A 20,581-nucleotide genomic window follows, 5' to 3' on the forward strand; every position below is an offset into this window, starting at 1 on the left:
CGCGATGACCACCACCGGACTGGCCGAACCCTTCCTCCGCGCCCAACTGGAGTCCCTGGGGCTGGCCGTCGAGTACGTCCGCGCCGAGGGCGACACCCTCTACCGGCGCGGCGACGACGGCCGCGAGCTCCCCGTGCTCGACCTCGTCGGCGGCTTCGGCGCGACGATCCTCGGCCACAACCACCCCGAAATCCTCGCCCTCGCGCAGGAGTTGCTGAGCGCTCGGGTGCCGGTGCACGCCCAGTTCTCGCTGCACCCGTACGCCGAGACCGTCGCCCGGCGGCTCAACGAGATCCTCCACCGCGACACCGGCGACCCGGGCCCGTACACCGCCGTCTTCGCCAACAGCGGCGCCGAGGCGGTCGAGGCCGCCGTCAAGCACGCCGAACTCGACCGCAGGCTCAAGGCGGCCGAGCTGCTCGCCCGGATCGACGAGGAGGTCGACCGGGCCCGCCGGGCCGTCCGCGCGGGCGCCGTCCTCTCCGCAGCCGCCCAGCAGTTCGCCGACGGCGGGGACTTCGAGACCCTGGCCGCCGCCCTGACCGCCGCCAACCGGTCCCGGGCCGAGGAGCCGCCCGTGCTGCTCGCCCTGGCGGGCGGCTTCCACGGCAAGCTCGTCGGCAGCGTCCAGCTCACCCACAACCCGGTCGTCCGGGAGCCCTTCCGGGCCCTGGCCGCCCCCTGCCGGTTCGTCCCCGCCGAGGACCCGGCCGCCCTCGCCGCGGCGATCGCCGAGGAACACCGGGCGGTACTGGGCCTCACCGTCTCCGACGGCACCGTGGACCTCGTCGAGCACCGACTGCCCCGGCTGGGCGCCCTGGTACTGGAACCCGTCCAGGGCGAGGGCGGGGTCCGGCCGCTCACCGCCGGGTACGCGCGCGAGCTCCAGCGGATCTGCGCCGAGGCGGACTGCCCGATCGTGGTGGACGAGGTGCAGAGCGGCATGGGCCGCACCGGCAGCTTCCTGGCGAGCTCCGCCATCGGGCTGCGCGGCGACTACTACGTGCTCGCCAAGAGCCTCGGCGGCGGCCTCGCCAAGGCCGCGGTCATGCTGGTGCACCACCGGCGCCACCGGCCCGGATTCGAGCTGCTGCACAGCTCCACCTTCGCCAAGGACGCCTTCTCCACCCTGATCGCCGCCCGCACCCTCGACCTGCTGGAGGCCGACGGCGGCGCCCGCTACCGGCAGGCCGCCGAGCGCGGTGAGCGGATCCTGGCCCGACTGGAGGGCATCCGCGACGACTTCAAGGACGTCGTCGCCGACGTCCGCGGCCGCGGCCTGATGCTCGGCCTGGAACTGCGCGACCAGACCGACTCCACCTCCCCGGCCCTGCGCGAACTCTCCCGGGCCGGCGTCCTCGGCTACGCCGCCGCCGGCTACCTCCTGCACGCCCACGCCCTGCGGGTCTTCCCCACCGCCAGCGCGACGACCACCCTGCGGATCGAACCCTCCGTCCACATCACCGACCCCCAGATCGCCCAAGCCGAAACCGGCCTGCGCGCCCTCTGCGAACTCCTCCGCGCCCAGGACGGCGACCGCCTCCTCGCACGGTGACGCAGCGGCGGCACCTCTCGCGCATTGAACCGCAAAGGGTTCTTCGCGAATAACCCTTTGCGAAGAACCCTTTGCGGTCTACCGTGTGTCGCATGGCTGACGCAGTGGAGAGGCCGGACGGCCCGAACGTTGACGAGGACTCGGTTGTCCTGGATGCCAAGGGGCTGCGCGCCCTGGCGCATCCGGTGCGCGTGCAGTTGGTCGGGCTGCTGAGGAAGTACGGCCCGTCGACGGCCACCCGCCTCGCGGAGCGGCTGGGCGTGAACTCCGGCACGGCCAGCTACCACCTCCGGCAGCTCGGCGCAGCCGGTTTCGTCGACGAGGACACCGAACGCGGCAACGCGCGGGAGCGCTGGTGGCGTTCGGCGCACCGGACGACCTGGTTCAACGATCCGGAGCTGGCCGAGCAGGAGCCCGAGGCCGCACTGGCCTACCAGCAGTCGATCGCCGCCATCTACACCCTGCGCACGCAGCAGACCCTGAACGGGCTCCAGACGATGCCCCGCGCATGGCGGAACACCTTCGACATGAGCGACTGGTCCCTGCGGCTCACGCCTGAGGAAGCCACGACCCTGTACCGGGAGTTGGCGGACGTCATCGCGCGCTACCGGCGAGACACGCCGGAGGCGGCGGCAAGTGCCCCCGAGGGAGCCGAACGGGTCGCCGTGATCACGAAGATCCTGCCCGAACCGGATGCGCCTGCCGCGTCGTCGCTCCCTTCCGGCCCTCAGGAAGCGGAAGGAAGCCCGACGTCATGACCGACGACGCCTCGGAGACCGGGGGCATACCCCGCAAGAGGTCCTTACGGCCGCTGGCCGCGGTCCTGGCAGCCATGGCCGTGTCGCTGACCGGCACTCGGATCTCCGTGGTGGCGCTGCCCTGGTTCGTCCTCGTCACCACCGGCAGCGCCACCCAGACCGGACTGGTCGCCTTCTGTGAGATGACTCCCTACGTGGTGGTCAAGGCGTTCACCGGACCGCTGGTGGACCGGATCGGCCCGCGGGCCGTTTCCTGGACCACCGATCTGGCCAGCGCGACCGCCGCCGCCGCGGTGCCCCTGCTCCACACCCTGGATCTGCTCTCCTTTCCGCTCCTGCTGGCCCTGGTCGCGCTGATCGGCGCGGCCCGGGGACCCGGCGACCTGGCCAAGGAGGTGATGGTCCCGGAGGCAGCCGAGCGCGGCCGGGTGCCGTTGGAGCGGGCCACCGGTCTGGCCGGTGTGACCGAGCGGCTCGCCTCCACCGTCGGCCTGGCGGTCGGCGGATCCCTGGTGGCGCTGCTCGGTCCCCTGACCGGACTCACCCTCAATGCAGGTTGCTTCGCCCTCGGATCGGTGATCATCAGACTCGCGCTGCCTCGTGGCATGGGGCACGCGGCCGAGGAAGCCCCCTCACCGGCCGGGGGAACGGGACCGGGTTACTGGAAGCGGTTCGGCGAGGGCTTCACCTTCCTGCGCGGCGAGCCATTGCTGCTCACCGTCATCGGCATGGTCGGCGTCACCAACCTGCTGGACGCCGCGTTCACCTCGGTGCTCGTACCCGTCTGGGCCAGAGAGTCCGGGAACGGGCCGACCGCGATCGGCCTGATGGGCAGTGCGATGGGGGCTGCGGCGGTCGGCGGGAGCCTGATCGCCGCCGTGGTCGCGCACCGGCTGGGGCGGCGGGTGGTGGTTCTTGCCGGGTTCCTGCTGGCCGGGGCACCGAGGTTCGTGATCCTCGCTTTCGATGCCCCGTTGGGGGTGGTACTGGCCGTCTTCGCGGTCAGCGGGTTCGGTGCCGGCTTCGTCAACCCAGTGCTGGGAGCCCTGCTCGTCGAGCGGGTGCCGCGCCGGATGCTGGGCCGGGTCAACGCACTCGGTGACTCACTGGCCTGGGCCGGCATCCCCCTCGGCGGGCTGATCGCCGGGGCGGCGGTGACCGCTGTCGGACTCGTGCCGGTGCTGCTCGGCTGCGGCGCCGCGTACTTCCTCACCACGAATCTGGCCGGACTGCGGCCGGAATGGCGCGCGATGGCCAATTCGCCGACCGGCGCACCGGTGGACCAGGCGCTGGACATCCAGGTTCCGGACTACAGGATCGACGACGTCATCCAGGCAGCGGCCGATTAGCCCGCTCCCCACACCCGGGCACCAGGTGGGCCCTGCGCATTCGGCACGGCCCACCCAGCCACTGGCGTTGAGGAATGGTCTTGGTTCGGCGCTGCTGCGGTGAGGGGTCGCCCGGAGGGCAATGTGCCCCGACTGTCCGTCGGAGTGGACGACGGCCACGCAGGTGGAGGCACCCAGCCGGCCCCCGGGGCGGGACCAACGGCTGCGGGGCCCGCCTCTTCGCCCCCGAGCAACTCCCGGTCACACTCCTCGGCCCGGGCGGCAGCCAGCGTTGCCGCGGGGGTGCCGGCCAGGCCCTTGCGGATCACTCGAACGGGTGGCATCAGCACGCTGATGTTTCTCTGCTGTCGCCCAGGGCAGAGCTGAGCGACAGCAGTCCAACCAAGGACGAGGGGATCAGTCATGGCCGACGACAACCGGCGCTCTGTGTTTCTGAGCGCATCCTTTCTTTCGAAGCAGTACAAGTCTGTTCCTGCCGATGTGCTCGAAAGCTGCATCTTCTTCTTCGGATCAAAGAGGAGCTGGCTCTTCCCGGCAAACCGGGAAGAGATGCTCGAAGCCAGGAACCAGCCGACCAGGTACCTCGAATTCGATGAGGACTTCAAGTCACTCATCCTGCACAAAGAATCGCAGAAGCAGGTCTTCTGGCTGCTGCCCGGGAAGGACTTCAACAAGGGCTCGGCCTTCCTCGAAGCGATCACGGATCCGGCCAGCAAGAAGGGCTATCGTCCGCTCATCCTGGACGAGAGCTGGTGGCTCGGTGATTTCAACTCCAAGGACGCCAAGTTCTGCAAGGATGCCCGGCTCATCGTCAACAACTTCAAGGAGGGAGGATTCGACTACGACGCGGTGATGGAGCTGCTCTACCAGAGCAACCCGACGCTCGTCCCCCTCTTGTACTGGTCGGAGAGCTGACGCTCAGTGGGGATGGCGGCGGGACCGGGACGGGCGTGGCGTGGTCGATCACGGACGGAACTGCCGCCACGGGCCGGGCTGTGAGTCCGGGATCGCGGAGCATCTCAGGCTCTGGGGGTCGGTGGTGAGACCGGCCGGGACCTGCTCGGCGGTCCATCGGGCTGGTGCTTCGCCGGCATGCCTCCACCACACCGGAGGTCTTCGCCGTGATCAAGCCCGACCACGGTCAACAACGCTCATGGCCGATACATCTAGCGTGCCGGGGTGAAGTCCGGGAGGCGGGCCAGCCCGGCGGCGACCGCGGCGAAGCCCCGGTCGAGCATCCGCAGCTCGTACTCCCGGACGGCGGCGGGCAGTTCGGCCTCGCCGTGGTGGACGGCGGTGAGCGAGCGGCAGAGCAGGGCGGCGTCGCGGAACGCCAGGTTGGCGCCCTGGCCGGCGCTGGGCGGCATGGGGTGGATCGCGTCGCCGAGCAGGGTGACCGGCCCGGTGCCCCAGTGCGGTACCGGCTCGGAGTAGCGGAACGTCAGCGGTGAGCTGTTGCCGACGTCGGACCGCCGGACCAGCTCGACCAGGTCGGGGTGCCAGTCGAGGACCAGGGTGAGCAGCTGGTCGCGCACCTGTGCCCAGTCCGTCGGTGCGGGGCCGGTGAGCGGCTCGGGCAGCATCACCACCCAGCGCAGGTAGCTTCCGGTGTCCGGGAGTTCCACCTCCGGTGCCAGTTCCGCCGCCGCGAGGCGGGGCGGGCGGCGGAAGTCCATCCGGCCGATCAGCAGGCTCGCCCCGGGCCCCTGGACCAGGGTGCCGGCGCCCGGCACCAGCGCGGCCAGCCGCTCGGTCATCGGGGTGCGCCCCAGCAGCGCGCCACCCGGTACGGCGGTGACCCCGGCCTCGGGCAGCAGCTGCCGCCGCACGGCAGAGCCCACGCCGTCCGCCCCGACCAGTAGGTCGCCCACCACGCCGGTGCCGTCCGCGAACCGCGCCTCCACCCGGCCGTCCGCCCGCTCCCGGTACCCGACCACGGCCCGCCCGAACTCCACCCGGTCCCCGAGCCCCGCCAGCAGCAGCTGCCGCAGCACGTGCCGGTCGGCGGCGGTGCCCCCGCTGGTCGGGCCGAGCCGCCGCAGCTCCGTCAACTGCTCGTCCACCACCCGCCGTTCGCCGGCGAGCGGCCCGGTCACCGCCGCCAGCAGTGCGTGCAGCCGGGGCGGCAGGCACTCCCGCAGCGCGGCCAGCCCGGGCTCGTCCAGGCCGATCCGGAACCCCTGGTACCGGCTGTCCGCCGCGCCCTCCCGCTCGAACACCCGCACGTCGATCCCGGCCCGGACCAGCCCCTGGGCCAGACAGAGCCCGCCGATCCCGGCCCCGGCCACCAACACCTTCATGCTGCGCATCCTCGTTCCGTCCGCCCGTTCGTCCGTTCCTTGCGGCATCAGCCTGGCCGACCACGGCCCCCGCGCGGCAGGTCGCTCCGTCACGGATCCGGTATGACAGCTGTCACCCCTCCGCCGTCACCCTTCCGCGCGGGTGAAGCCGTGGCTGTGTTCGACCTTGGCCACGTGCAGCGAGTAGCTCCGGTACCACTGGGCCCGGCCGCGCCGCTGCGCGGCCCGGTGCTCGGCGTCGGTGCGCCACCGGTCGAGGGTCTCGGCGTCGCGGAAGTAGGCGACGGTGACGGCCGGTCCGCCGGGGGACTGGGCGTAGTCCATCCCCAGGTAGCCGGGGACGGACCGCACCAACTCCTCCAGCCGGGCGTTCGTCTCCCGGTAGCCGTCCTGGTCGGCCGTCCGTACGGCGGTGAACACGGCCAGGTAGTACGGGGGTTCGAAGGCCTGGACGGGCATCGCGGGCGCTTCCCGGTGATCGCTCATGGCGCCACGGTAGGTCCGGGACCGGCGACGATCCAGCGTCCCTCCGGGATGGGGACGAAGGGGGACGGCGGGTCAGGCGCCGATCGCGCCCTGGTAGTTCCCGGCCTGGGCCGGGGTGAGGAGCTTGGAGACGCGGATCAGCACGGCGCCCTTGACGTAGTCGTACTCCAGCAGCGCGGGCATCGACTTGACGGTGTCCTGGATGTACGTGGCGCGCTGCTCGGCGTCGGCGGGGGTGGTGAAGACCTCGATGGCGCCGCCGCGGGCCACCGAGTCGGCGTCCTGGCCCTCAAGGTCGGCCGCCTTGATGCGGGTGTCGGTGAAGGTGATCTTCGAGGTGTACTGGCCGGGTCGGCCGAGGAGGTGGTTCGGGTCGTCCTCGGCGGTCACGGAGCGGCCGAACTGCGCGCTGGGGACGGTCATGGCGACCGTGGCGAAGGTGCCCGCGGCGGTGCGGGCGATCGCACCCGGGGCGACGCGGGTAGGGGCGGCGGAGGGGGTGTCCGTGGTGAAGGCGCCGCTCCCCGTGGCCGTCGGGGTGGCGGCCGCCGGTCCGGCAGCGGTGATGCCGGAGCCGGAGCCGGAACTGCCGCAGGCGGCCGCCGTGGCGCTCAGGGCGACGGCGAGCAGGACGAGGGCGGTGCGGCGCATGGGGGGTTCCTTGGGTCGTGGTGCGGGTGGTCGAAGTGACCGTAGCCGTACGCACGGTCGGGTGCGGGCGGTGTGACGGGTCCGTGATCGGTTCGTCAGCCGACCGTGCCGAGCGGGACGACCTGCTCGGTGACGGGGATCAGGCAACGCTGTTCGCTGCACGCGCCGAAGCTGACGACGGCTTCGCTCGGCCCACTCCCGGTCCGGCGGACGGGGAGGGCGACGGTGACCGCGCCGTCCGGGTACACGGGCAGCTGCACCCCGAGGCCCAGGGGGCTGACGGTGCGCAGCGGGCGGTCGGCCCGGACGGCGCCGTCCGCCGCCAGGCCGCCGCGCACGGCCAGCCGGGTCGGCAGGCCGAGGCCGTCGATGCCGTCGGCGGGCAGGTCGACGCTGTAGAGGTGGAAGCCGGCCTCGTCGGGTGTGAAGGTGGCGTCGAGGAGCAGGCGGCCGTCCTCCTCGGGGGCGAGCCGGAGGGCGACGGTGACCCCGCCGCCACGGTAGGTGGCGGCGGTGGCGGCGGCCGGGGCCGGGTCGGCGGCGCAGCCGGCCGCCCCGAGGACCAGGACTGCGGCGAGCGCGCCGGGCGCCCGTCGGGTCACGGTCATGCCTGCGCCCAGCGCTTGAGGAAGGTGGCGACCGTTCCGGCGCTGATGGCACGGGCGTTGGAGAAGGCGCCGTCGTTGCTGGCGGTGCGCACGGTGCCGTCGGGGGAGAGCACCACCAGGGCGGGTATGCCGCTGCTCTGGAGGTCGACGTACCGGGCGGCGAGGTCGAGGTTGTGGTCGAACCGGCCGACGTCCACCGCGACGACCCGGTAGTCGTCCCGTAGCAGCGGGCTGACCTGCGGGGAGCGGAACAGCTTGTCCAACACCTTGCAGTCGGGGCACCAGTTGGCCCCGAAGTCGAGCAGGACCGGGCGCTGGTCCCCGGCGGACCGGGCCAGGGCGGCCTTCACATCGGCCTCGGCGTCCCGGGTCGCGTCGTACCCGTCGGGCAGGTCGGCGGCTCCCGCCCCGGCAGCCGTGGCCGCGGTGCCCGTCGGCGCGGCTGGGGTGGCGACGGCCGGGGTGGCGGTGGCCGGAGCCGTCGTGGGGCTCCCGGCGGCACGGGTGGCAGGGCTGCCGCCCGAGCCGCAGCCGGAGATCAGCACGGTCGACAGGAGGGCGCCGGCGAGCAGGGCACGGTGGTAGCGCATGGGTTCCCCTTCGGGTGGTGGGTGGGTGGTGGTCGGTCGTACCGACGGGCAGTGAACTGTTGGATGTGCAGCAGGGGTTGACGGGCTGAACGGCCTGGGTGGAGAGCGGCGGGTACGTTCCGGAGCGGTCACGGACCCGCCACAGCGCCCACGCCGACCGGTCCGCGTCGATACGGTTCCGGCACTGTCCGCACTGTCCGCACCACGTCCCAGGGGGGACCATGCGCCGCACCGCCCTCGTCCTGCTCGCCGCCGCCACCGCCGTACTCGGCGTCGCCGCCTGTGACCCGACCCCGGTCACCACGACCACGAGCTCGGGTTCACCCGTCCCGGCCACGACGGTGGCCGGTCCGGCACCGGGCGGCACCCAGGCCGCGCCGACGACCGCCGCTCCGACGGTCGCTCCGACCGCCGCCCCGGTCGGCGGCGGGGGTGGCGCGACCACGGACGTCGAGATCTCGGCGTGCGAGGTGGACGGCGCGACCCACTGGCCGTCGGCGGCCCTCAGGGTCACCAACCACACCGACAAGGCGTCGAACTACCTGATCCGGGTGGAGTTCGTCGACGCCTCCGGCACCCGGGTGGCGGAGGCCCCCGCCGCGACCAACGACCTGGCCGCGGGTCAGACCGCCTCGCTCAAGGCGCTCGGGGCGACCGCGGTGAAGGACAAGGTCAGCTGCCGGGTCACCGGCGTCACCCGGTTCCCGGCCCCCTGACCCCCGTGCCCCGAGCCCGACATGCTGACCCCGGCGTCCTCGGCCGCCGGACGGAGACGCTCCCGCCCGGCCGCCGCCGGGCGGGAGCGCCCGGTCAGGCCTGCTGCGGCTCCGCCGCCGCGACCGCGCCCTGGACCGCGGCGACCCGCAGGTCGATGAAGGCCTGCCGCGGGTCGTTGAAGTTGGTGAACGGCTGCGGGATGTACCGGCCGAGCGCCTGGAACTGCGCCAGCGCCTCGGTCGGCCGCCCGGCCCGGGTCAGCGCGTAGGCGAGCCAGCCGCGGGCGTACCGGATCCGGGGGTGGCCGGGGTCGGCCGCCGCGAGGTCGGCGAGGGCGGCGTCCAGGGCGGCGCCGACCTCGGGGCGCCGCCAGGCGGTGAGCTTCTCGCCGTCCTTGGCGAACTGCTCGTAGTAGGCCTCCAGCTTGATCGGGGCGAGCAGGCTGCCGGCCGGGGCGGCGGCGATCGCGCCGTCGATGAACCCGTGCATCAGCTCGTGGCTGCCGCGCCACTTGGCGCACCAGTACTGCAGCGCCCGGGTGTGTGCCGCCCAGTGCTGCGGGTCGCGCGCGACCAGCTCGGCCCACAGCTCCCGGAAGCGGTCGTTGGACCAGCCGAGGCCCATGGCGATGGGGATCTGCGCGACCCACGGGTTGGGGTCGTCCTCGGGGGCGAGCGCGGCGGCCGCGACGGCGGCCTCCTCGGCCTCGGCCAGGACGCGGTGGAAGCCCGCGAACTGCTCGCGGCTGACGTCGGTGGCGCGGGCGCTGCTGCGGATGTTCCAGGCCAGGTAGACCAGGGCGTCCGCGTGCAGCAGTGCGGCGGCCGGGTCCTGCGGCCGCTCGGCGCGCCAGGCGCGCAGCCAGGCGTCGTCCTCGGCGGCCAGTTCGGCCAGTTGGCGCTGCCGCCGCCAGCGGACGTCGGCGGTGGCGCCGGCGGCGAGGTAGCCGGCGGCGGTCCGCCAGTCACCGGCCTTGGCCGCGGCGAGGACGGCGGCCTCCTCGTCCTCGGGCCGGTCGTCCAGGAGGAGTTCGCTGCCGAGCAGCAGCCCGTGGTCGGCCGGGACGATGGTGTTCTTCGCCCGGGCCTCCTCCGCCAGTCGTGCCTCGTGCCCGGCGATGGTGGCCTTGGCCCGTTCCAGCTGGGCCAGCTTGCGCTTGGCCAGGCGGGTCATGACGACCGGGAACAGCAGGACGAGGCCGACGACGGACAGCACGATGATGCCGAGCAAAGGGTGTTCCTCCGGTGGTGCGGTGGGGGCGTGGACGTGAGTGGACGTGAGTGGACGGGTGGGGCGGCGATCGAGCCGACCGGTCACGCAGCGGCGGCGGAGGTCGGCAGCCCGGCCGCCGCGAGCAGCGCCCGCAGCGGGGCGGTGTCCGGGTCGTCCGCGCAGGCGGCGTCCAGGGCCGTGTCGAAACCGTCCGCGAAGCCGTCCGGTAGCCGGAGTTCGGCCGGTCCGCCCCAGGAGAGCTCCCAGCCGGCCAGCCCGGCCTCGGCCAGCGCGACGACGGTGGCGTGCGCCAGTTCCTCGCGCAGCGCCGGTCGGGCGAACTCCCGGGCGGCCCGGCCGGTGGCCGCGGCGGCCTGGTCGCTCTTGGGCAGCCGGTCGGTGAACTCCCAGGCGCGGCCGGCGTCGATGCCGTCGAGCAGCCCGTGGGCGGTGGGCGGCAGGCCCAGCCCGGTGAGCGCCCGGCGGGCGTCCTCGCCGGCCTCGCGGGCGCGCGCCAGCATCGCCGTGCGGACCAGCTCGGGCCAGTCGGCCCGGTGCTTGCCGGAGGCCTCCGGGACCAGCGAGACGACCTCCAGCTCGGCGAGCACCCGCTCCGAGTCGTGCAGCAGCGCCAGGGCGGGGCCGGCGGCGGCGGGGCCGCGGCCGTCGTCGGGCAGCGCCTCGATCGCGGCGACCCGCAGGTGGATCGGCGGGTGCGAGTCGTACGGGTCGGGCTGCTCCTCGGGCAGTTCGAGCGCGTGCTCGGCGAGTTCGGCGCGGCGCTTCGGGTCGCTCAGCAGGTGCTGGAGGCCGCCGTAGACCTGGCCGGGCGGCGGGAGCAGGCCGGCGTCCCAGCCGATCGTGGCGTAGCGGTTGAGGTAGAAGTTCTGGGCGGCCTCCAGCGCCGGGATCCGGCGCAGGGCGGCGGCGGTGGCGTCCCGGCCCGCGAGCTGGGCGGCGACCTGGTCCGCCGCGTACTCCTGGCGGCGGCCGACGGCCTCGGAGACCCGGAAGTAGAGCTTGGCGTAGCCGGTGAACAGCTTGGCGAGGACCCGGTCCACGCCGCCGCCGGCCTGCTCGGTGGCGGGCTTGCGTCCCTTGGCCAGCCGCTTCTCGGCCTTGGCGGCGAGCTTGGCGGCCTCCTGGGCCTGGTGCCGGTTCGCGCGGTGGTGCAGTCCGCCGATGGTGTGCAGGAGGGCGCGGCGGCCGGCGACGGTGACGGCGGCGAGCCGGACGTCCCGGTTGCTGTAGTGGCCGAACTCGTGTGCCAGCACGGACTCCAGCTCGCCCTCGGTGAGGCCGATCAGCAGCGGGGCGCCGATCACCAGGTGGCGCTTGCCGGGGACGAGGCCGAGCAGTCTGCTCTCCTCCATGACGCCCGCGTTGACCTCGGGCACGAGGCGGATCTCGGCCGGGCCGCGGACGCCGGTGCGCTCGGAGATCCGGTCGACCATCGCCCAGATCTCGGGCTGCCGCTCGCGGGTGAGGAGCACGCCGGGCAGCTCGCCGTCGTCCTTGCGACGCCGGGTCAGGAACACCACCCGGACGACGGGGTAGCCGACGGCGGCGCTCAGCGCCCAGATCTTGATCAGCCCCGGGCGGAACGCGCCGGAGGCCTGGTACAGGGCGACGTCGAGGGCGATCAGGCCCGCGACGATGCCGAGGGCGAACAGGTAGAAGCCGATGAGCAGGGCCACGGCCGTGGCGGCTCTCGATGACGTGCTCATGGCAGCAGAACGCTGGGGCGCGCCCATGCGATGGTCCTCCCCCTGGGCGCGACGGCAGGAGCGGCGCGCGGTTGTTGCATGGTGAACGGGTGTGCGACGAGTGGAGATGGTAGCGGTCCCCGGACGGCCGGCGCACCGGGGTTCCTGACTCCGGATCACCGCTCCGACCTGCGGGTTCGTCGCGGGTTCCGATTCGTGCGGGCTTGACGGCATTCGGCCGCCGCCGACCCTCCGCCCCGCCCGCCGCCCACCTTCCCCACGACCCCCGCCGGCGGCCCCCGCCGGCCGTCACCGCCCGCCGGCCGTCAGCGCCCGCCGGCCGCGATCGCCTCACGAACGGTCACCAGGCAGGGGTCGCAGTACCGGTCCGGCACCGGCGAGCCGTCGCTGGGCGGCAGCACCCGCTGGGACGGCTCCAGGAACCGCCCGCACAGCGACGCCGACGCGTCGTCCTTCGCGACCACGTGCCACACCACGGCGGGCGGCGACACCGCCGGGTCGTGCTCGGCCCACATCTCGTACACGGTGACCTCCACGGTCTCGGGGCTCGGTCACCCCATGCAACCCCGGGTCACCCCGCTCGGCCACCGGGCCGGACCCGGTGGGATGGTTCCACCGCTGCGGGACGGGCGGCGGACGGATGCTCACCGCCGGTATCGACGCCGAGAGTCGGCGCCACCCGGACGGCGGGTGCGCTCCGCCTCGGCCCGGCCGGGAAGGGCGCCGAATGCCCGACAGCCCCCGGGGGTATCCTGCCGGGATGTCCTCACCAGTCGCCGGGCCCGTGCCCCCGGCCGCGCCGGGCGACGATCCGGCTGTTGTGCCGTCGGCCGATGACCCGGGGGTCGTGCTGTCGGGCTACGGCCCGGTCGGCCGTGCCTTCGCCGAGCGGCTGCTCACCCACGCGGACGGGCTCGCCCGCGACCACGGCGTCCGGCCGAGACTGGCGGCCGTCCGGGTCGGGGCGGCGGAGGTGGGGCTGCGCGACGGCGGGCCGGTCCCGCCGCGGGCCGAGTGGGCCCCGCCGGGCCCGCTGGAGCGGACCCTCGACCGGACCGGTGCGCGGGTGCTGGTCCAGGCGCTGCCCTCCTCCCCGCAGCTGCGGCAACAGGCCGCCGAGGAGGCCGTGCTGGCGCTGGAGCGCGGTGTCCACGTCGTCACCGCCACCAAGAGCCACCTGCTCAGCCACTGGCGTGAACTCGGTGGGGCGGCCCGGGCCGGCGGCAGTCTGATCCGGATCTCCGGCGCCACCGGAGCCGCCCTCCCGGCGGCGGACCTGGCACGTACGGGGGTGCGGGGCCTCGGCTGCCGCACGGTCCGGGCCTGCCCCAACGGGACGGCCACCTTCGTGCTCGACCGCCTGGCGGCGGGTGACCCCCTCGACCGGGCGGTCGGCGAGGCCCAGCGGCTCGGCATCGCCGAGGCCGATCCCTCGGCCGACCTCTCGGGCGCCGATGCCGCCACCAAGGTGCGGCTGCTCGCGGCCCTGCTGTGGGGCTGGGACCCGTCGGCCGTGCGCGTCGACACCGAGGCGGTGGACGCCGGGACGGGCGCGGCGGCGCTGGCCGCGGCGGCCGAGGGGCGCAGGCTGCGGGCGGTGGCGAGCGCGAGCGCGGACCGCCCGCTGGTGGTCGGGGTCCGCCTGGAGCGGACCGTGCCGGGCGACCCGCTGCACGCGCTGACCGGCCCGGAGAAGGCGGTCGTCTACGGCTGCCCCGAGGCCGGCGACATCACGGTGAGCGGCGGCCGGTCCAGCCCGCTCGGCGCGGCGCTCGCGATGCTGCGGGACACTCTTGACGTCACGGCGCCCCGCGGGCACGGCTTCGGCTGAGCCGCGCGGAGCCCTGCGCCGGTACTCGTGGCGATCCTGGAGGCGTGGTGGGCACCGATCCAGCGGCCCGGCGGGCGGCCGAACAGGCCGACGACGGCCACAGCGACGGCCACAGCGATGGCCCCAGCGACGGTACGGGCATGCGGCCGTGGCGGTTCGTGGTGTGGTTCGGCATCGTCAGCCTGCTCGCGGACTTCGTCTACGAGGGCGCCCGCTCCGTCACCGGCCCGCTGCTGGCCTCGCTCGGCGCCTCGGCGACGCTGGTCGGCGTGGTGACCGGCGCGGGGGAGGCGGCGGCGCTGCTCCCGCGCCTGCTGTTCGGGCCGCTCGCCGACCGCACCGGGCGGTTCTGGGCGCTGGCGATCGGCGGCTACGCGCTCACCGTCGCCGCCGTGCCGCTGCTCGGTGTGGCGGGCTCGCTGGGGGCGGCCGGCACCCTGGTGATCGCCGAGCGGGTCGGCAAGGCGGTCCGCTCACCGGCCAAGGACACTCTGCTCTCGCACGCCACCGCCGCCACCGGCCGGGGCCGGGGCTTCGCCGTCCACGAGGCCCTCGACCAGGTCGGTGCGGTGATCGGCCCGCTCACCGTGGCCGGCGTGCTCGCGGCCACCGGCGGCTACGGGCCCGCGCTCGGCGTGCTGGCCGTCCCGGGCGTGGCGGCCCTCGTCCTGCTCCGGTGGCTGCGCTCCCGGGTGCCCGACCCGTCCCGCTACGAGTCGGCGCCGCCCGCCGCGCCGCCGCTGGCCCCGGCCTCGAATCCGGACCCGGACCCGGACCCGGCCGGGGCCCCGGCCCGGGCGGCCGTCCGCCGACCGCTGCCCCGCGCCTTCTGGGCGTACGCGGCGTTCACCGCGGCGACCATGACCGGCTTCACCACCTACGGCGTGCTCTCCTTCCACCTCGTCCGGCACCACCTGCTCACCGCCTCCGCCGTACCGGTGCTGTACGCGGGGACGATGCTCGCCGGCGCGCTGGCGAGCCTGGTCACCGGCTGGCTGTACGACCGGATCGGCCCGCGCACCCTGGTCGCGCTGCCCGTGCTGGCCGCCGCCGTGCCCCCGCTGGGCTTCGCCGACGCGGTGGCGCCCGCCGCGATCGGCGCGCTGCTGTGGGGCGCCGGGCTGGGCGTCCAGGAGTCGACCCTGCGGCCGATGGTCGCCGACCTCGTCCCCGCGCCGCGCCGGGCGACCGCCTACGGGGTGTTCGCCGCCGTGGTCGGCCTCGCGACGCTGGCCGGCGGGGCGCTCACCGGTGCGCTCTACGCGGTGTCCGTCCCGGCGCTGGTCGTCACGGTGGCCGCCGTCCAGGCCGCCGCCCTGGTGCTGCTCGCCACGGTCCGCCCGGGGCGCCGCCGGGTCATGCCGGGGTGACGGCCTGGGGGAAGGCGAAGAGGCCGTCCGGGTCGTAGGCGCGCTTCACCCGCCGCAGGCGGTCGAGGTTGCTGCCGTAGTACGCCTGCGCCCAGTCGGTCAGCCGGGGGTCGGGGTAGTTCTGGTACGCCTCGCCGCTCGCGTACGGGCGCATGGCGCTCCAGACGTCCGCCAGCCAGGCCTGGGACTGCTCCACCCCGGGCCCCGAACCGGCGCCGGGGGCCGGGTAGTTGGCGATGTACTGGGCCGCGAACAGGGCGCCGCGGTGGACGAAGGCGGTGTCCCCGGGGGCCACCCGGCCGACGGCGCCGCCCAGCGCGTCGAAGGCGACCGAGGCGCTGCCGCCCTGCGGCGCGCTCCGCGCGTACCCGTCCACGGCGGCGACCAGGGCCGCGATCCCGGCCGCGCCGATCGGCCGGGTGTAGAAGTCCGACCGGGCCGCGTAGGACACCCTGGTCAGCCGGCCGTCCGGGCTCCGGCCCGGCAGGCTGCCCGGCAGGTGGGCGGCGGCCTCCGACCAGCCGGCCACCCCGCCCATCTCCTTCATGGTGTCCAGGAACGGCGCGGTGTGCAGCGAGGCGGTGGCCGGGGCGACGGCCAAGCGGTCGATCAGGTCGGCGAGTTCGCCCTGCGGGCCGAGCAGGTTGACGGTGCTGGTGAGACGCAGCCGGCCGTCCGGCCAGGTGTCCAGGTGCAGGTTCGCCCAGAGCTGGTCCGGTGCGCCCGCCACCCAGGCCTGCCAGGCCGCGACCACCGACCCGGCGGCCGACCACGGCCAGGACAGGAAGGCGTACGCGCAGCTCACCGCCGGGTGGGTGCGGAAGGTGAACGAGGTGACCACGCCGAAGTTGCCGCCGCCACCGCCGCGCAACGCCCAGAACAAGTCGGCGTCGGCGCCCGCCGCCACCTGCCGGATCCGTCCGTCCGCCGTCACGACCTCCGCGCCGGTCAGGTTGTCGCAGGTCAGCCCGTACGCCCTGCAGGTGACTCCGATGCCGCCGCCCAGGGTCAGCCCGGCCACGCCCACGCTCGGGCAGGAACCGGCCGGGACGGTCACGCCGTCGGCCGCCAGCCCCGCGTAGACGTCGATCAGCCGGGCGCCCGCCCCGACCGTCGCCGAGCCGCCCGAACCGCCGACCCCCGCCATCGCGCCGACGTCCAGGACCATCCCGCTGCCCGAGGACCAGCCCGCGTAGCTGTGCCCACCGCTGCGCACCGCGACCGGGACGGCGTGGCGCCGGGCGAAGGACAGGCAGGTGGCGACGTCCTGGGCGGAGGCCGGGTAGACGATCCCGGCGGGGCGGCGGTCGTCGAACTGGGGCTGGTAGAGCCGGCTCGCGTCCTGGTACCGGGCGTCCTGCGGGCCGATGACGGTGCCGCCGAGGTCCTTGGCCAGCGCGGTCCAGTCGGCCGGGCCGGCCGGGGTGGGGCTCGCGGTGCCCGGCCGGGGCGACGGCGGCCCGGCGGAGGCCGACGGGTCCGGGGACGGCTTGGCGGCCGGACCGCCGCACGCCCCGAGAGCCGTCGCCAGCGACGCGGCCAGGGGTGCGGCGGCGAGTCGCAGCACCCGCCTTCTCTCCGGCCCGGCCGGGGGGTTCGGTGCCGCTTCGCTCGCGCTCATTCCCGCCCCTCGCTCCGCGCCGTCTCCTGTGGCCGCACGGTACCCGCCGGTGCCGGGGCCGGGGGCCGACTTGGGCCAACCATGGGGTGGTTCGCGGCGACGACGGCGGCCTCGACCGGGCCGACCGCCGCGGCGACGGCGGCGCACACCAGGGGCCGGGGGAGCGGTACGGGCATGCGACCGACGGTCGCACCCGCGCGCCCGGCCCCGGCCCCCGGCTCGCGGGCCCTCACCCGGATGACCGCGGGGGCCGGAGGCGGTCGGGCCGGCCGGAGTGATCGCCGTGGGCACCTGGTTGCCGTCGCCGCGGCGCGATGACTGAATGGAGCAGGGGCGGATCCCAGCGGGTGAGGAGCGGGACCATGCCGAAGGTCCGGGCGAACGGCGTCGACCTCCACTACGAGCTGACGGGTGCGGGCGAGCCGCTCGTCCTGGTGCACGGCTCCTGGGCCGACCACGCCCACTGGGACCTCGTCCGGCCCGCCCTGGCCGAGCGGTACCGCGTCCTGGTCTACGACCGGCGCGGCCACAGCCGGAGCGAGCGCCCGCCCGGGCCCGGCTCCCGGTCGGAGGACGAGGACGACCTGGCCGCCCTCGTCCAGGCCCTCGACCTGGCGCCGGCGCACATCGCGGGCAACTCCTTCGGCGCCTCGACGGCCCTGGGCCTGGCCGTCCGCCGCCCCGAGCTGTTCCGTACGCTCATCGCCCACGAGCCCCCGCTGATGGCGATCGTGCCCCCGGAGCCGGACCTGCTGCCGGTGATGCGGGCGGTGGAGGGGCGGATCGACTCCGTGCTCGCGCACCTGCGCGCGGGCGAGACCCGCGAGGGTGCGCAGCAGTTCGTGGACGAGGTCGCCTTCGGGCCGGGGACGTGGGAGCGGCTGCCGCCGGAGGTCCGGGACACCCTCCTCACCAACGCCCCGACCTTCCTCGACGAACAGCAGGACCCGGGCTGGCCGCTGCTCGACCTCGCCGGGCTGTCCGCCCACCCGGGCCCGGCCCTGCTGACGGTGGGCACCGAGAGCCCGCCGTGGTTCCCCGCGATCGTCGCCCGGCTGGCGCGGGCGCTGCCCCGGGCGCAGGTCCGGGCCCTGGCCGGGGCCGGCCACACCCCGCACGTCACCCACCCGGCCGAGTACGTGCGGACGGTGAGCGGCTTCATCGAGGCGCACCGCTGACCGGCGGCGCGGTTCAGCGCGCGGTTTCCGCCAGCCAGCCGGCCAGCACGGCGGCCTGGCTGTGGTCGACGTCCCTGGTGGCGGTCAGCAGGGTGAGCGCGTCCTGGGCGGCGAGTTCCCGCAGGTGGCCGACGGCTTCCCGGTGCCCGGCGTCGCGCAGTTCGACGAGGTAGCGGCGGCGGAACTCGGCGAAGCGCTCCGGGTCGTGGCCGTACCAGGTGCGCAGCTCCGTCGACGGGGCGACGTCGCGCAGCCACTCGTCCAGACGGGCGTCCGCCTTCGTCACGCCACGCGGCCAGACCCGGTCCACCAGGACCCGCCGGCCGTCCTGCGGCGAGGGTTCCTGGTAGATCCGCCGGTAGCCGATCCGTGCGGTCATGTCCGGTCCTCCGGGTGCGTGGGCAGCGTTGCCGCCGTTACTACCCCCAGTAGCCGACGTGCACCGCGGAGGCCTCCTCGAAGAGGAACGGCCCCGACACCTCCACCGTGCTGCCCCCGGCCGCGAAGACCGCGCGGCACGGCAGGTCGAGCACCGGCTCGTCCGGGTCCACGCCCGCGATCGCGTTCAGTTCGGTCGCGGCGAGCGCGTAGACGACCCGGCGGATGCCGCTCCAGTAGATCGCCCCGGCGCACATCGCGCACGGCTCGGTGCTGGAGTAGAGCACGGCGTCGGCGAGCTGGTGCGGGGCGAGGGTGCGGGAGGCCTGCCGGACCAGGTTGATCTCCGCGTGGGCGGTGACGTCGTGGTCGGTCAGGACGGTGTTCTCGGCGGTCAGCAGGACCTTCCCGTCGGGGCCGGTGAGCAGCGCGCCGAAGGGATGGTTGCCGTGCGCCCGGGCGGAGGCGCCGAGCTCGATGGCGGCGAGCAGGTGGTCGGGGGAGTGGTCGGCCATGTGGGTCTCCTCGGGCGGTGCGAACGGGGACGGAGGACCAACCTATGCCGCCGGGCGGGCGACGCCGCAGCCGCTCGCCTCCGTCCCCCCGACCAGTCTCACCCCGCCGGTGCCGGGCCGCCCCGGCACCGGCGGTCCGGGGTGCCTACGAGGCCGCGGTGGTGGCGCGGAGGCGGAGCTCCTTCTTGTCCGGCTTGCCGGTGTCGGTGAGGGGCAGCGCGTCCGCGAAGTCGATGGCGTCGGGCACGTACATCTCGCCGCGGCCGCCGAGGACGGCGGCCCGCAGCTCCTGCGCCGTCACGACCGCCCCGGGGACGGGCACCACGGTGACGTGGATGCGTTCGTGGCCGCCCTCGCCGCGCACCCCGTAGACGGCGCACTGCCGGACGCCCGGGTGGGTGTGCAGGAAGTCCTCCAGCTCGGTGGTGTACACATGGCCGCCGACCACGGCGATCATGTCCTTGATCCGGTCGACGACGGCGAGGTGGCCCTGGTCGTCGAGCCGGCCGAGGTCACCGGTGTGCACCCAGCCGTCCCGCAGCACCTCGGCGGTGAGCTCCGGGTTCTTCCAGTAGCCCTCCATCGCGTTCTCGGACCGGACGCAGATCTCCCCGACCTCGCCGACCGGGAGCGGGTTGCCGGCCTGGTCGCGGATCTCCACCTCGACGCCGTCGACCGGTCGGCCGGCCGTGCGCAGCAGGTCCAGGCGGTCGGGGTCGTGCTCGGCGGCGGGCAGCACGCTGACGATGCCGGCCTCGAACTGGCCGTAGGCCTGCTGGAAGACCCGGCCGAAGCGCCGGACCGCGTCGGCTATCCGCACCGGCGAGGAGGGTGTGCCCCCGTAGGTGATCTGCCGGAGGGCGGAGATGTCGGTTGACGCCGCGTCGGGGTGGTCCAGCACCTGGTAGAGCAGCGGGGGCAGCAGGAAGACGTCGGTGATGCGTTCGCGGGCGAGGGTGGCCAGGACCTCGCCGGGGTCGAACCCGTAGTGGAGGACGATGGTGCCGCCGCTCGCGAGGGTGCCGTCGGCGATGAATCCGGCCGCGTGCGACAGCGGCGTGCACACCAGGTCCCGCCGCCGCTCCCCGGTGATCAGGGCGGCGAGCCAGTTGCCCTGCATCCGGGCGAAGGTGCTGCGGATGCCCTTGGGGTGGCCGGTGGTGCCGCCGGAGTGCCGGATGAAGCACAGGTCCTCGGGCCGGGCGGCGCTGGCCAGCGGCGCGTCGGACCGGCCCTCGGCCAGCGCGAGGAGGTCCTCGCCCAGCTGCGGCGCCGGGTCCGCGCCCTCGCCGAGGACGAGGACGTGCTTGACCGGAACCGCCGCCGCGAGGGCCGCGCCGCGCTCCGCGAGGCGGGGGTCGACGATGAAGGCGTAGGTCTCGACGTCGGCCATGATCCGGGCCTGGACGTCGGTGCCCAGCCGGATGTACAGGTGGTTGAAGTGCGCACCCAGGAGGTTGACGGCGTAGCGGACCGCGACGGTCTCCGGGATGTTCCCGCAGAGCAGGGTCACCGTGCGGCCGGGCTCCACGCCCCGCTCGCGCAGGGCGCGGGCGAGCCGGTAGACGAGGGAGCGGAACTCCGCGGCCCCGAGCCGGCGTTCGCCGCTGACCAGCACCTCCTGCCCCGGTTCGTCCGACAGTCCGGCAAGGACGATCTCCACGTAGTTGCGGAACTCGCGGTCGCCGCCGGCACCGGCGGGGGCGGTGGGGCGCGCCTCGGACGTGCTCATCGC

Annotated in this window: 20 protein-coding genes; 8 read left to right on the top strand and 12 right to left on the bottom strand. The window is 74.8% G+C overall.

The window, feature by feature from the left end; translation table 11 throughout:
- Nucleotides 1–4 precede the first annotated feature (4 nt).
- The 4 genes from ACZ58X_RS12135 to ACZ58X_RS12150 all read left to right on the top strand — a co-directional run bounded on the left by ACZ58X_RS12135 (nucleotide 5) and on the right by ACZ58X_RS12150 (nucleotide 4,577).
- Nucleotides 5–1,555 carry an aspartate aminotransferase family protein gene (locus tag ACZ58X_RS12135; RefSeq protein ID WP_470333571.1) on the top strand — a complete coding sequence of 517 codons (1,551 nt, stop codon included), beginning with the start codon at nucleotides 5–7 and terminating at the stop codon, nucleotides 1,553–1,555.
- Nucleotides 1,556–1,647: 92 nt separating this feature from the next.
- Nucleotides 1,648–2,313: an ArsR/SmtB family transcription factor gene (locus ACZ58X_RS12140; protein ID WP_470333572.1), complete on the top strand. Its 666-nt coding sequence runs from the start codon at nucleotides 1,648–1,650 to the stop codon at nucleotides 2,311–2,313.
- A complete protein-coding gene (locus ACZ58X_RS12145; RefSeq protein ID WP_470333573.1) occupies nucleotides 2,310–3,662 on the top strand; it encodes an MFS transporter in 1,353 nt (450 codons plus the stop codon). The genes ACZ58X_RS12140 and ACZ58X_RS12145 overlap by 4 nt, the downstream gene beginning before the upstream one ends.
- 402 nt (nucleotides 3,663–4,064) lie before the next feature.
- Entirely contained in the window at nucleotides 4,065–4,577 is a 513-nt protein-coding gene (locus ACZ58X_RS12150) for a hypothetical protein (protein ID WP_470333574.1), read from the top strand.
- A gap of 251 nt (nucleotides 4,578–4,828) precedes the next feature.
- On the opposite strand, the gene ACZ58X_RS12155 is transcribed toward ACZ58X_RS12150, so the two are convergent.
- The 5 genes from ACZ58X_RS12155 to ACZ58X_RS12175 form a co-directional block, all read right to left on the bottom strand.
- Nucleotides 4,829–5,962: an FAD-dependent oxidoreductase gene (locus ACZ58X_RS12155; protein WP_470333575.1), complete on the bottom strand. Its 1,134-nt coding sequence runs from the start codon at nucleotides 5,960–5,962 to the stop codon at nucleotides 4,829–4,831.
- Between the two features lie 126 nt (nucleotides 5,963–6,088).
- Nucleotides 6,089–6,448: an antibiotic biosynthesis monooxygenase family protein gene (locus ACZ58X_RS12160; protein WP_470333576.1), complete on the bottom strand. Its 360-nt coding sequence runs from the start codon at nucleotides 6,446–6,448 to the stop codon at nucleotides 6,089–6,091.
- A gap of 72 nt (nucleotides 6,449–6,520) precedes the next feature.
- A complete protein-coding gene (locus tag ACZ58X_RS12165) occupies nucleotides 6,521–7,099 on the bottom strand; it encodes a hypothetical protein (RefSeq protein WP_470333577.1) in 579 nt (192 codons plus the stop codon).
- Between the two features lie 95 nt (nucleotides 7,100–7,194).
- The gene (locus ACZ58X_RS12170; RefSeq protein ID WP_470333578.1) at nucleotides 7,195–7,707 is read right to left on the bottom strand and encodes a hypothetical protein; all 513 of its coding nucleotides are present in this window, start codon (nucleotides 7,705–7,707) and stop codon (nucleotides 7,195–7,197) included.
- Nucleotides 7,704–8,297 (bottom strand): thioredoxin family protein, encoded by a 594-nt coding sequence (locus ACZ58X_RS12175; protein ID WP_470333579.1) that lies wholly within the window; start codon nucleotides 8,295–8,297, stop codon nucleotides 7,704–7,706. Before ACZ58X_RS12175 ends, ACZ58X_RS12170 begins: the two co-directional genes overlap by 4 nt.
- 221 nt (nucleotides 8,298–8,518) lie before the next feature.
- On the opposite strand from ACZ58X_RS12175, the gene ACZ58X_RS12180 reads away from it, so the two are divergent.
- The gene (locus tag ACZ58X_RS12180) at nucleotides 8,519–9,013 is read left to right on the top strand and encodes an FxLYD domain-containing protein (RefSeq protein ID WP_470333580.1); all 495 of its coding nucleotides are present in this window, start codon (nucleotides 8,519–8,521) and stop codon (nucleotides 9,011–9,013) included.
- A 94-nt stretch (nucleotides 9,014–9,107) separates the two neighbouring features.
- Here ACZ58X_RS12180 and ACZ58X_RS12185 read toward each other — a convergent pair whose 3' ends face one another.
- The 3 genes from ACZ58X_RS12185 to ACZ58X_RS12195 all read right to left on the bottom strand — a co-directional run bounded on the left by ACZ58X_RS12185 (nucleotide 9,108) and on the right by ACZ58X_RS12195 (nucleotide 12,489).
- Nucleotides 9,108–10,244: a hypothetical protein gene (locus tag ACZ58X_RS12185; protein WP_470333581.1), complete on the bottom strand. Its 1,137-nt coding sequence runs from the start codon at nucleotides 10,242–10,244 to the stop codon at nucleotides 9,108–9,110.
- An 83-nt stretch (nucleotides 10,245–10,327) separates the two neighbouring features.
- A complete protein-coding gene (locus ACZ58X_RS12190) occupies nucleotides 10,328–11,953 on the bottom strand; it encodes a M48 family metalloprotease (RefSeq protein WP_470333582.1) in 1,626 nt (541 codons plus the stop codon).
- Nucleotides 11,954–12,258: 305 nt separating this feature from the next.
- The gene (locus ACZ58X_RS12195) at nucleotides 12,259–12,489 is read right to left on the bottom strand and encodes a hypothetical protein (protein ID WP_470333583.1); all 231 of its coding nucleotides are present in this window, start codon (nucleotides 12,487–12,489) and stop codon (nucleotides 12,259–12,261) included.
- 224 nt (nucleotides 12,490–12,713) lie between these two features.
- Here ACZ58X_RS12195 and ACZ58X_RS12200 point away from each other — a divergent pair, with 224 nt between their 5' ends.
- Both ACZ58X_RS12200 and ACZ58X_RS12205 read left to right on the top strand, forming a co-directional pair.
- Nucleotides 12,714–13,784, top strand: a complete 1,071-nt coding sequence (locus ACZ58X_RS12200) for a homoserine dehydrogenase (RefSeq protein WP_470333584.1) — start codon at nucleotides 12,714–12,716, stop codon at nucleotides 13,782–13,784.
- A gap of 47 nt (nucleotides 13,785–13,831) precedes the next feature.
- Nucleotides 13,832–15,154, top strand: a complete 1,323-nt coding sequence (locus tag ACZ58X_RS12205; RefSeq protein ID WP_470333585.1) for an MFS transporter — start codon at nucleotides 13,832–13,834, stop codon at nucleotides 15,152–15,154.
- Here the strand turns inward: ACZ58X_RS12205 and ACZ58X_RS12210 are convergent.
- On the bottom strand, nucleotides 15,141–16,775 hold the full coding sequence (locus tag ACZ58X_RS12210; protein ID WP_470333586.1) for an FAD-binding oxidoreductase: 1,635 nt from the start codon (nucleotides 16,773–16,775) through the stop codon (nucleotides 15,141–15,143). The genes ACZ58X_RS12205 and ACZ58X_RS12210 overlap by 14 nt on opposite strands.
- A gap of 362 nt (nucleotides 16,776–17,137) precedes the next feature.
- On the opposite strand from ACZ58X_RS12210, the gene ACZ58X_RS12215 reads away from it, so the two are divergent.
- Nucleotides 17,138–17,953, top strand: coding sequence for an alpha/beta fold hydrolase (locus ACZ58X_RS12215; RefSeq protein WP_470333587.1), 816 nt, complete (start codon nucleotides 17,138–17,140; stop codon nucleotides 17,951–17,953).
- Between the two features lie 13 nt (nucleotides 17,954–17,966).
- On the opposite strand, the gene ACZ58X_RS12220 is transcribed toward ACZ58X_RS12215, so the two are convergent.
- From ACZ58X_RS12220 to ACZ58X_RS12230, 3 genes are all read right to left on the bottom strand, one after another.
- Entirely contained in the window at nucleotides 17,967–18,332 is a 366-nt protein-coding gene (locus ACZ58X_RS12220) for a DUF488 domain-containing protein (protein WP_470333588.1), read from the bottom strand.
- A gap of 40 nt (nucleotides 18,333–18,372) precedes the next feature.
- Nucleotides 18,373–18,846, bottom strand: coding sequence for a nucleoside deaminase (locus tag ACZ58X_RS12225; protein WP_470333589.1), 474 nt, complete (start codon nucleotides 18,844–18,846; stop codon nucleotides 18,373–18,375).
- A 145-nt stretch (nucleotides 18,847–18,991) separates the two neighbouring features.
- Nucleotides 18,992–20,578, bottom strand: a complete 1,587-nt coding sequence (locus ACZ58X_RS12230; RefSeq protein WP_470333590.1) for an AMP-binding protein — start codon at nucleotides 20,576–20,578, stop codon at nucleotides 18,992–18,994.
- Between the last annotated feature and the right edge of the window lie 3 nt (nucleotides 20,579–20,581).

The sequence above is a fragment of the Kitasatospora sp. NPDC040550 genome (assembly GCF_055594965.1).

What these genes read in the sequence shown, in the direction of transcription:
- ACZ58X_RS12135 (WP_470333571.1), top strand. Translation starts at nt 5, where the DNA reads ATGACCACCACCGGACTGGCCGAACCCTTCCTCCGCGCCCAACTGGAG.
- ACZ58X_RS12140 (WP_470333572.1), top strand. Translation starts at nt 1,648, where the DNA reads ATGGCTGACGCAGTGGAGAGGCCGGACGGCCCGAACGTTGACGAGGAC.
- ACZ58X_RS12145 (WP_470333573.1), top strand. Translation starts at nt 2,310, where the DNA reads ATGACCGACGACGCCTCGGAGACCGGGGGCATACCCCGCAAGAGGTCC.
- ACZ58X_RS12150 (WP_470333574.1), top strand. Translation starts at nt 4,065, where the DNA reads ATGGCCGACGACAACCGGCGCTCTGTGTTTCTGAGCGCATCCTTTCTT.
- ACZ58X_RS12155 (WP_470333575.1), bottom strand. Translation starts at nt 5,962, where the DNA reads ATGAAGGTGTTGGTGGCCGGGGCCGGGATCGGCGGGCTCTGTCTGGCC.
- ACZ58X_RS12160 (WP_470333576.1), bottom strand. Translation starts at nt 6,448, where the DNA reads ATGAGCGATCACCGGGAAGCGCCCGCGATGCCCGTCCAGGCCTTCGAA.
- ACZ58X_RS12165 (WP_470333577.1), bottom strand. Translation starts at nt 7,099, where the DNA reads ATGCGCCGCACCGCCCTCGTCCTGCTCGCCGTCGCCCTGAGCGCCACG.
- ACZ58X_RS12170 (WP_470333578.1), bottom strand. Translation starts at nt 7,707, where the DNA reads ATGACCGTGACCCGACGGGCGCCCGGCGCGCTCGCCGCAGTCCTGGTC.
- ACZ58X_RS12175 (WP_470333579.1), bottom strand. Translation starts at nt 8,297, where the DNA reads ATGCGCTACCACCGTGCCCTGCTCGCCGGCGCCCTCCTGTCGACCGTG.
- ACZ58X_RS12180 (WP_470333580.1), top strand. Translation starts at nt 8,519, where the DNA reads ATGCGCCGCACCGCCCTCGTCCTGCTCGCCGCCGCCACCGCCGTACTC.
- ACZ58X_RS12190 (WP_470333582.1), bottom strand. Translation starts at nt 11,953, where the DNA reads ATGAGCACGTCATCGAGAGCCGCCACGGCCGTGGCCCTGCTCATCGGC.
- ACZ58X_RS12200 (WP_470333584.1), top strand. Translation starts at nt 12,714, where the DNA reads ATGTCCTCACCAGTCGCCGGGCCCGTGCCCCCGGCCGCGCCGGGCGAC.
- ACZ58X_RS12210 (WP_470333586.1), bottom strand. Translation starts at nt 16,775, where the DNA reads ATGAGCGCGAGCGAAGCGGCACCGAACCCCCCGGCCGGGCCGGAGAGA.
- ACZ58X_RS12215 (WP_470333587.1), top strand. Translation starts at nt 17,138, where the DNA reads ATGCCGAAGGTCCGGGCGAACGGCGTCGACCTCCACTACGAGCTGACG.
- ACZ58X_RS12220 (WP_470333588.1), bottom strand. Translation starts at nt 18,332, where the DNA reads ATGACCGCACGGATCGGCTACCGGCGGATCTACCAGGAACCCTCGCCG.
- ACZ58X_RS12225 (WP_470333589.1), bottom strand. Translation starts at nt 18,846, where the DNA reads ATGGCCGACCACTCCCCCGACCACCTGCTCGCCGCCATCGAGCTCGGC.
- ACZ58X_RS12230 (WP_470333590.1), bottom strand. Translation starts at nt 20,578, where the DNA reads ATGAGCACGTCCGAGGCGCGCCCCACCGCCCCCGCCGGTGCCGGCGGC.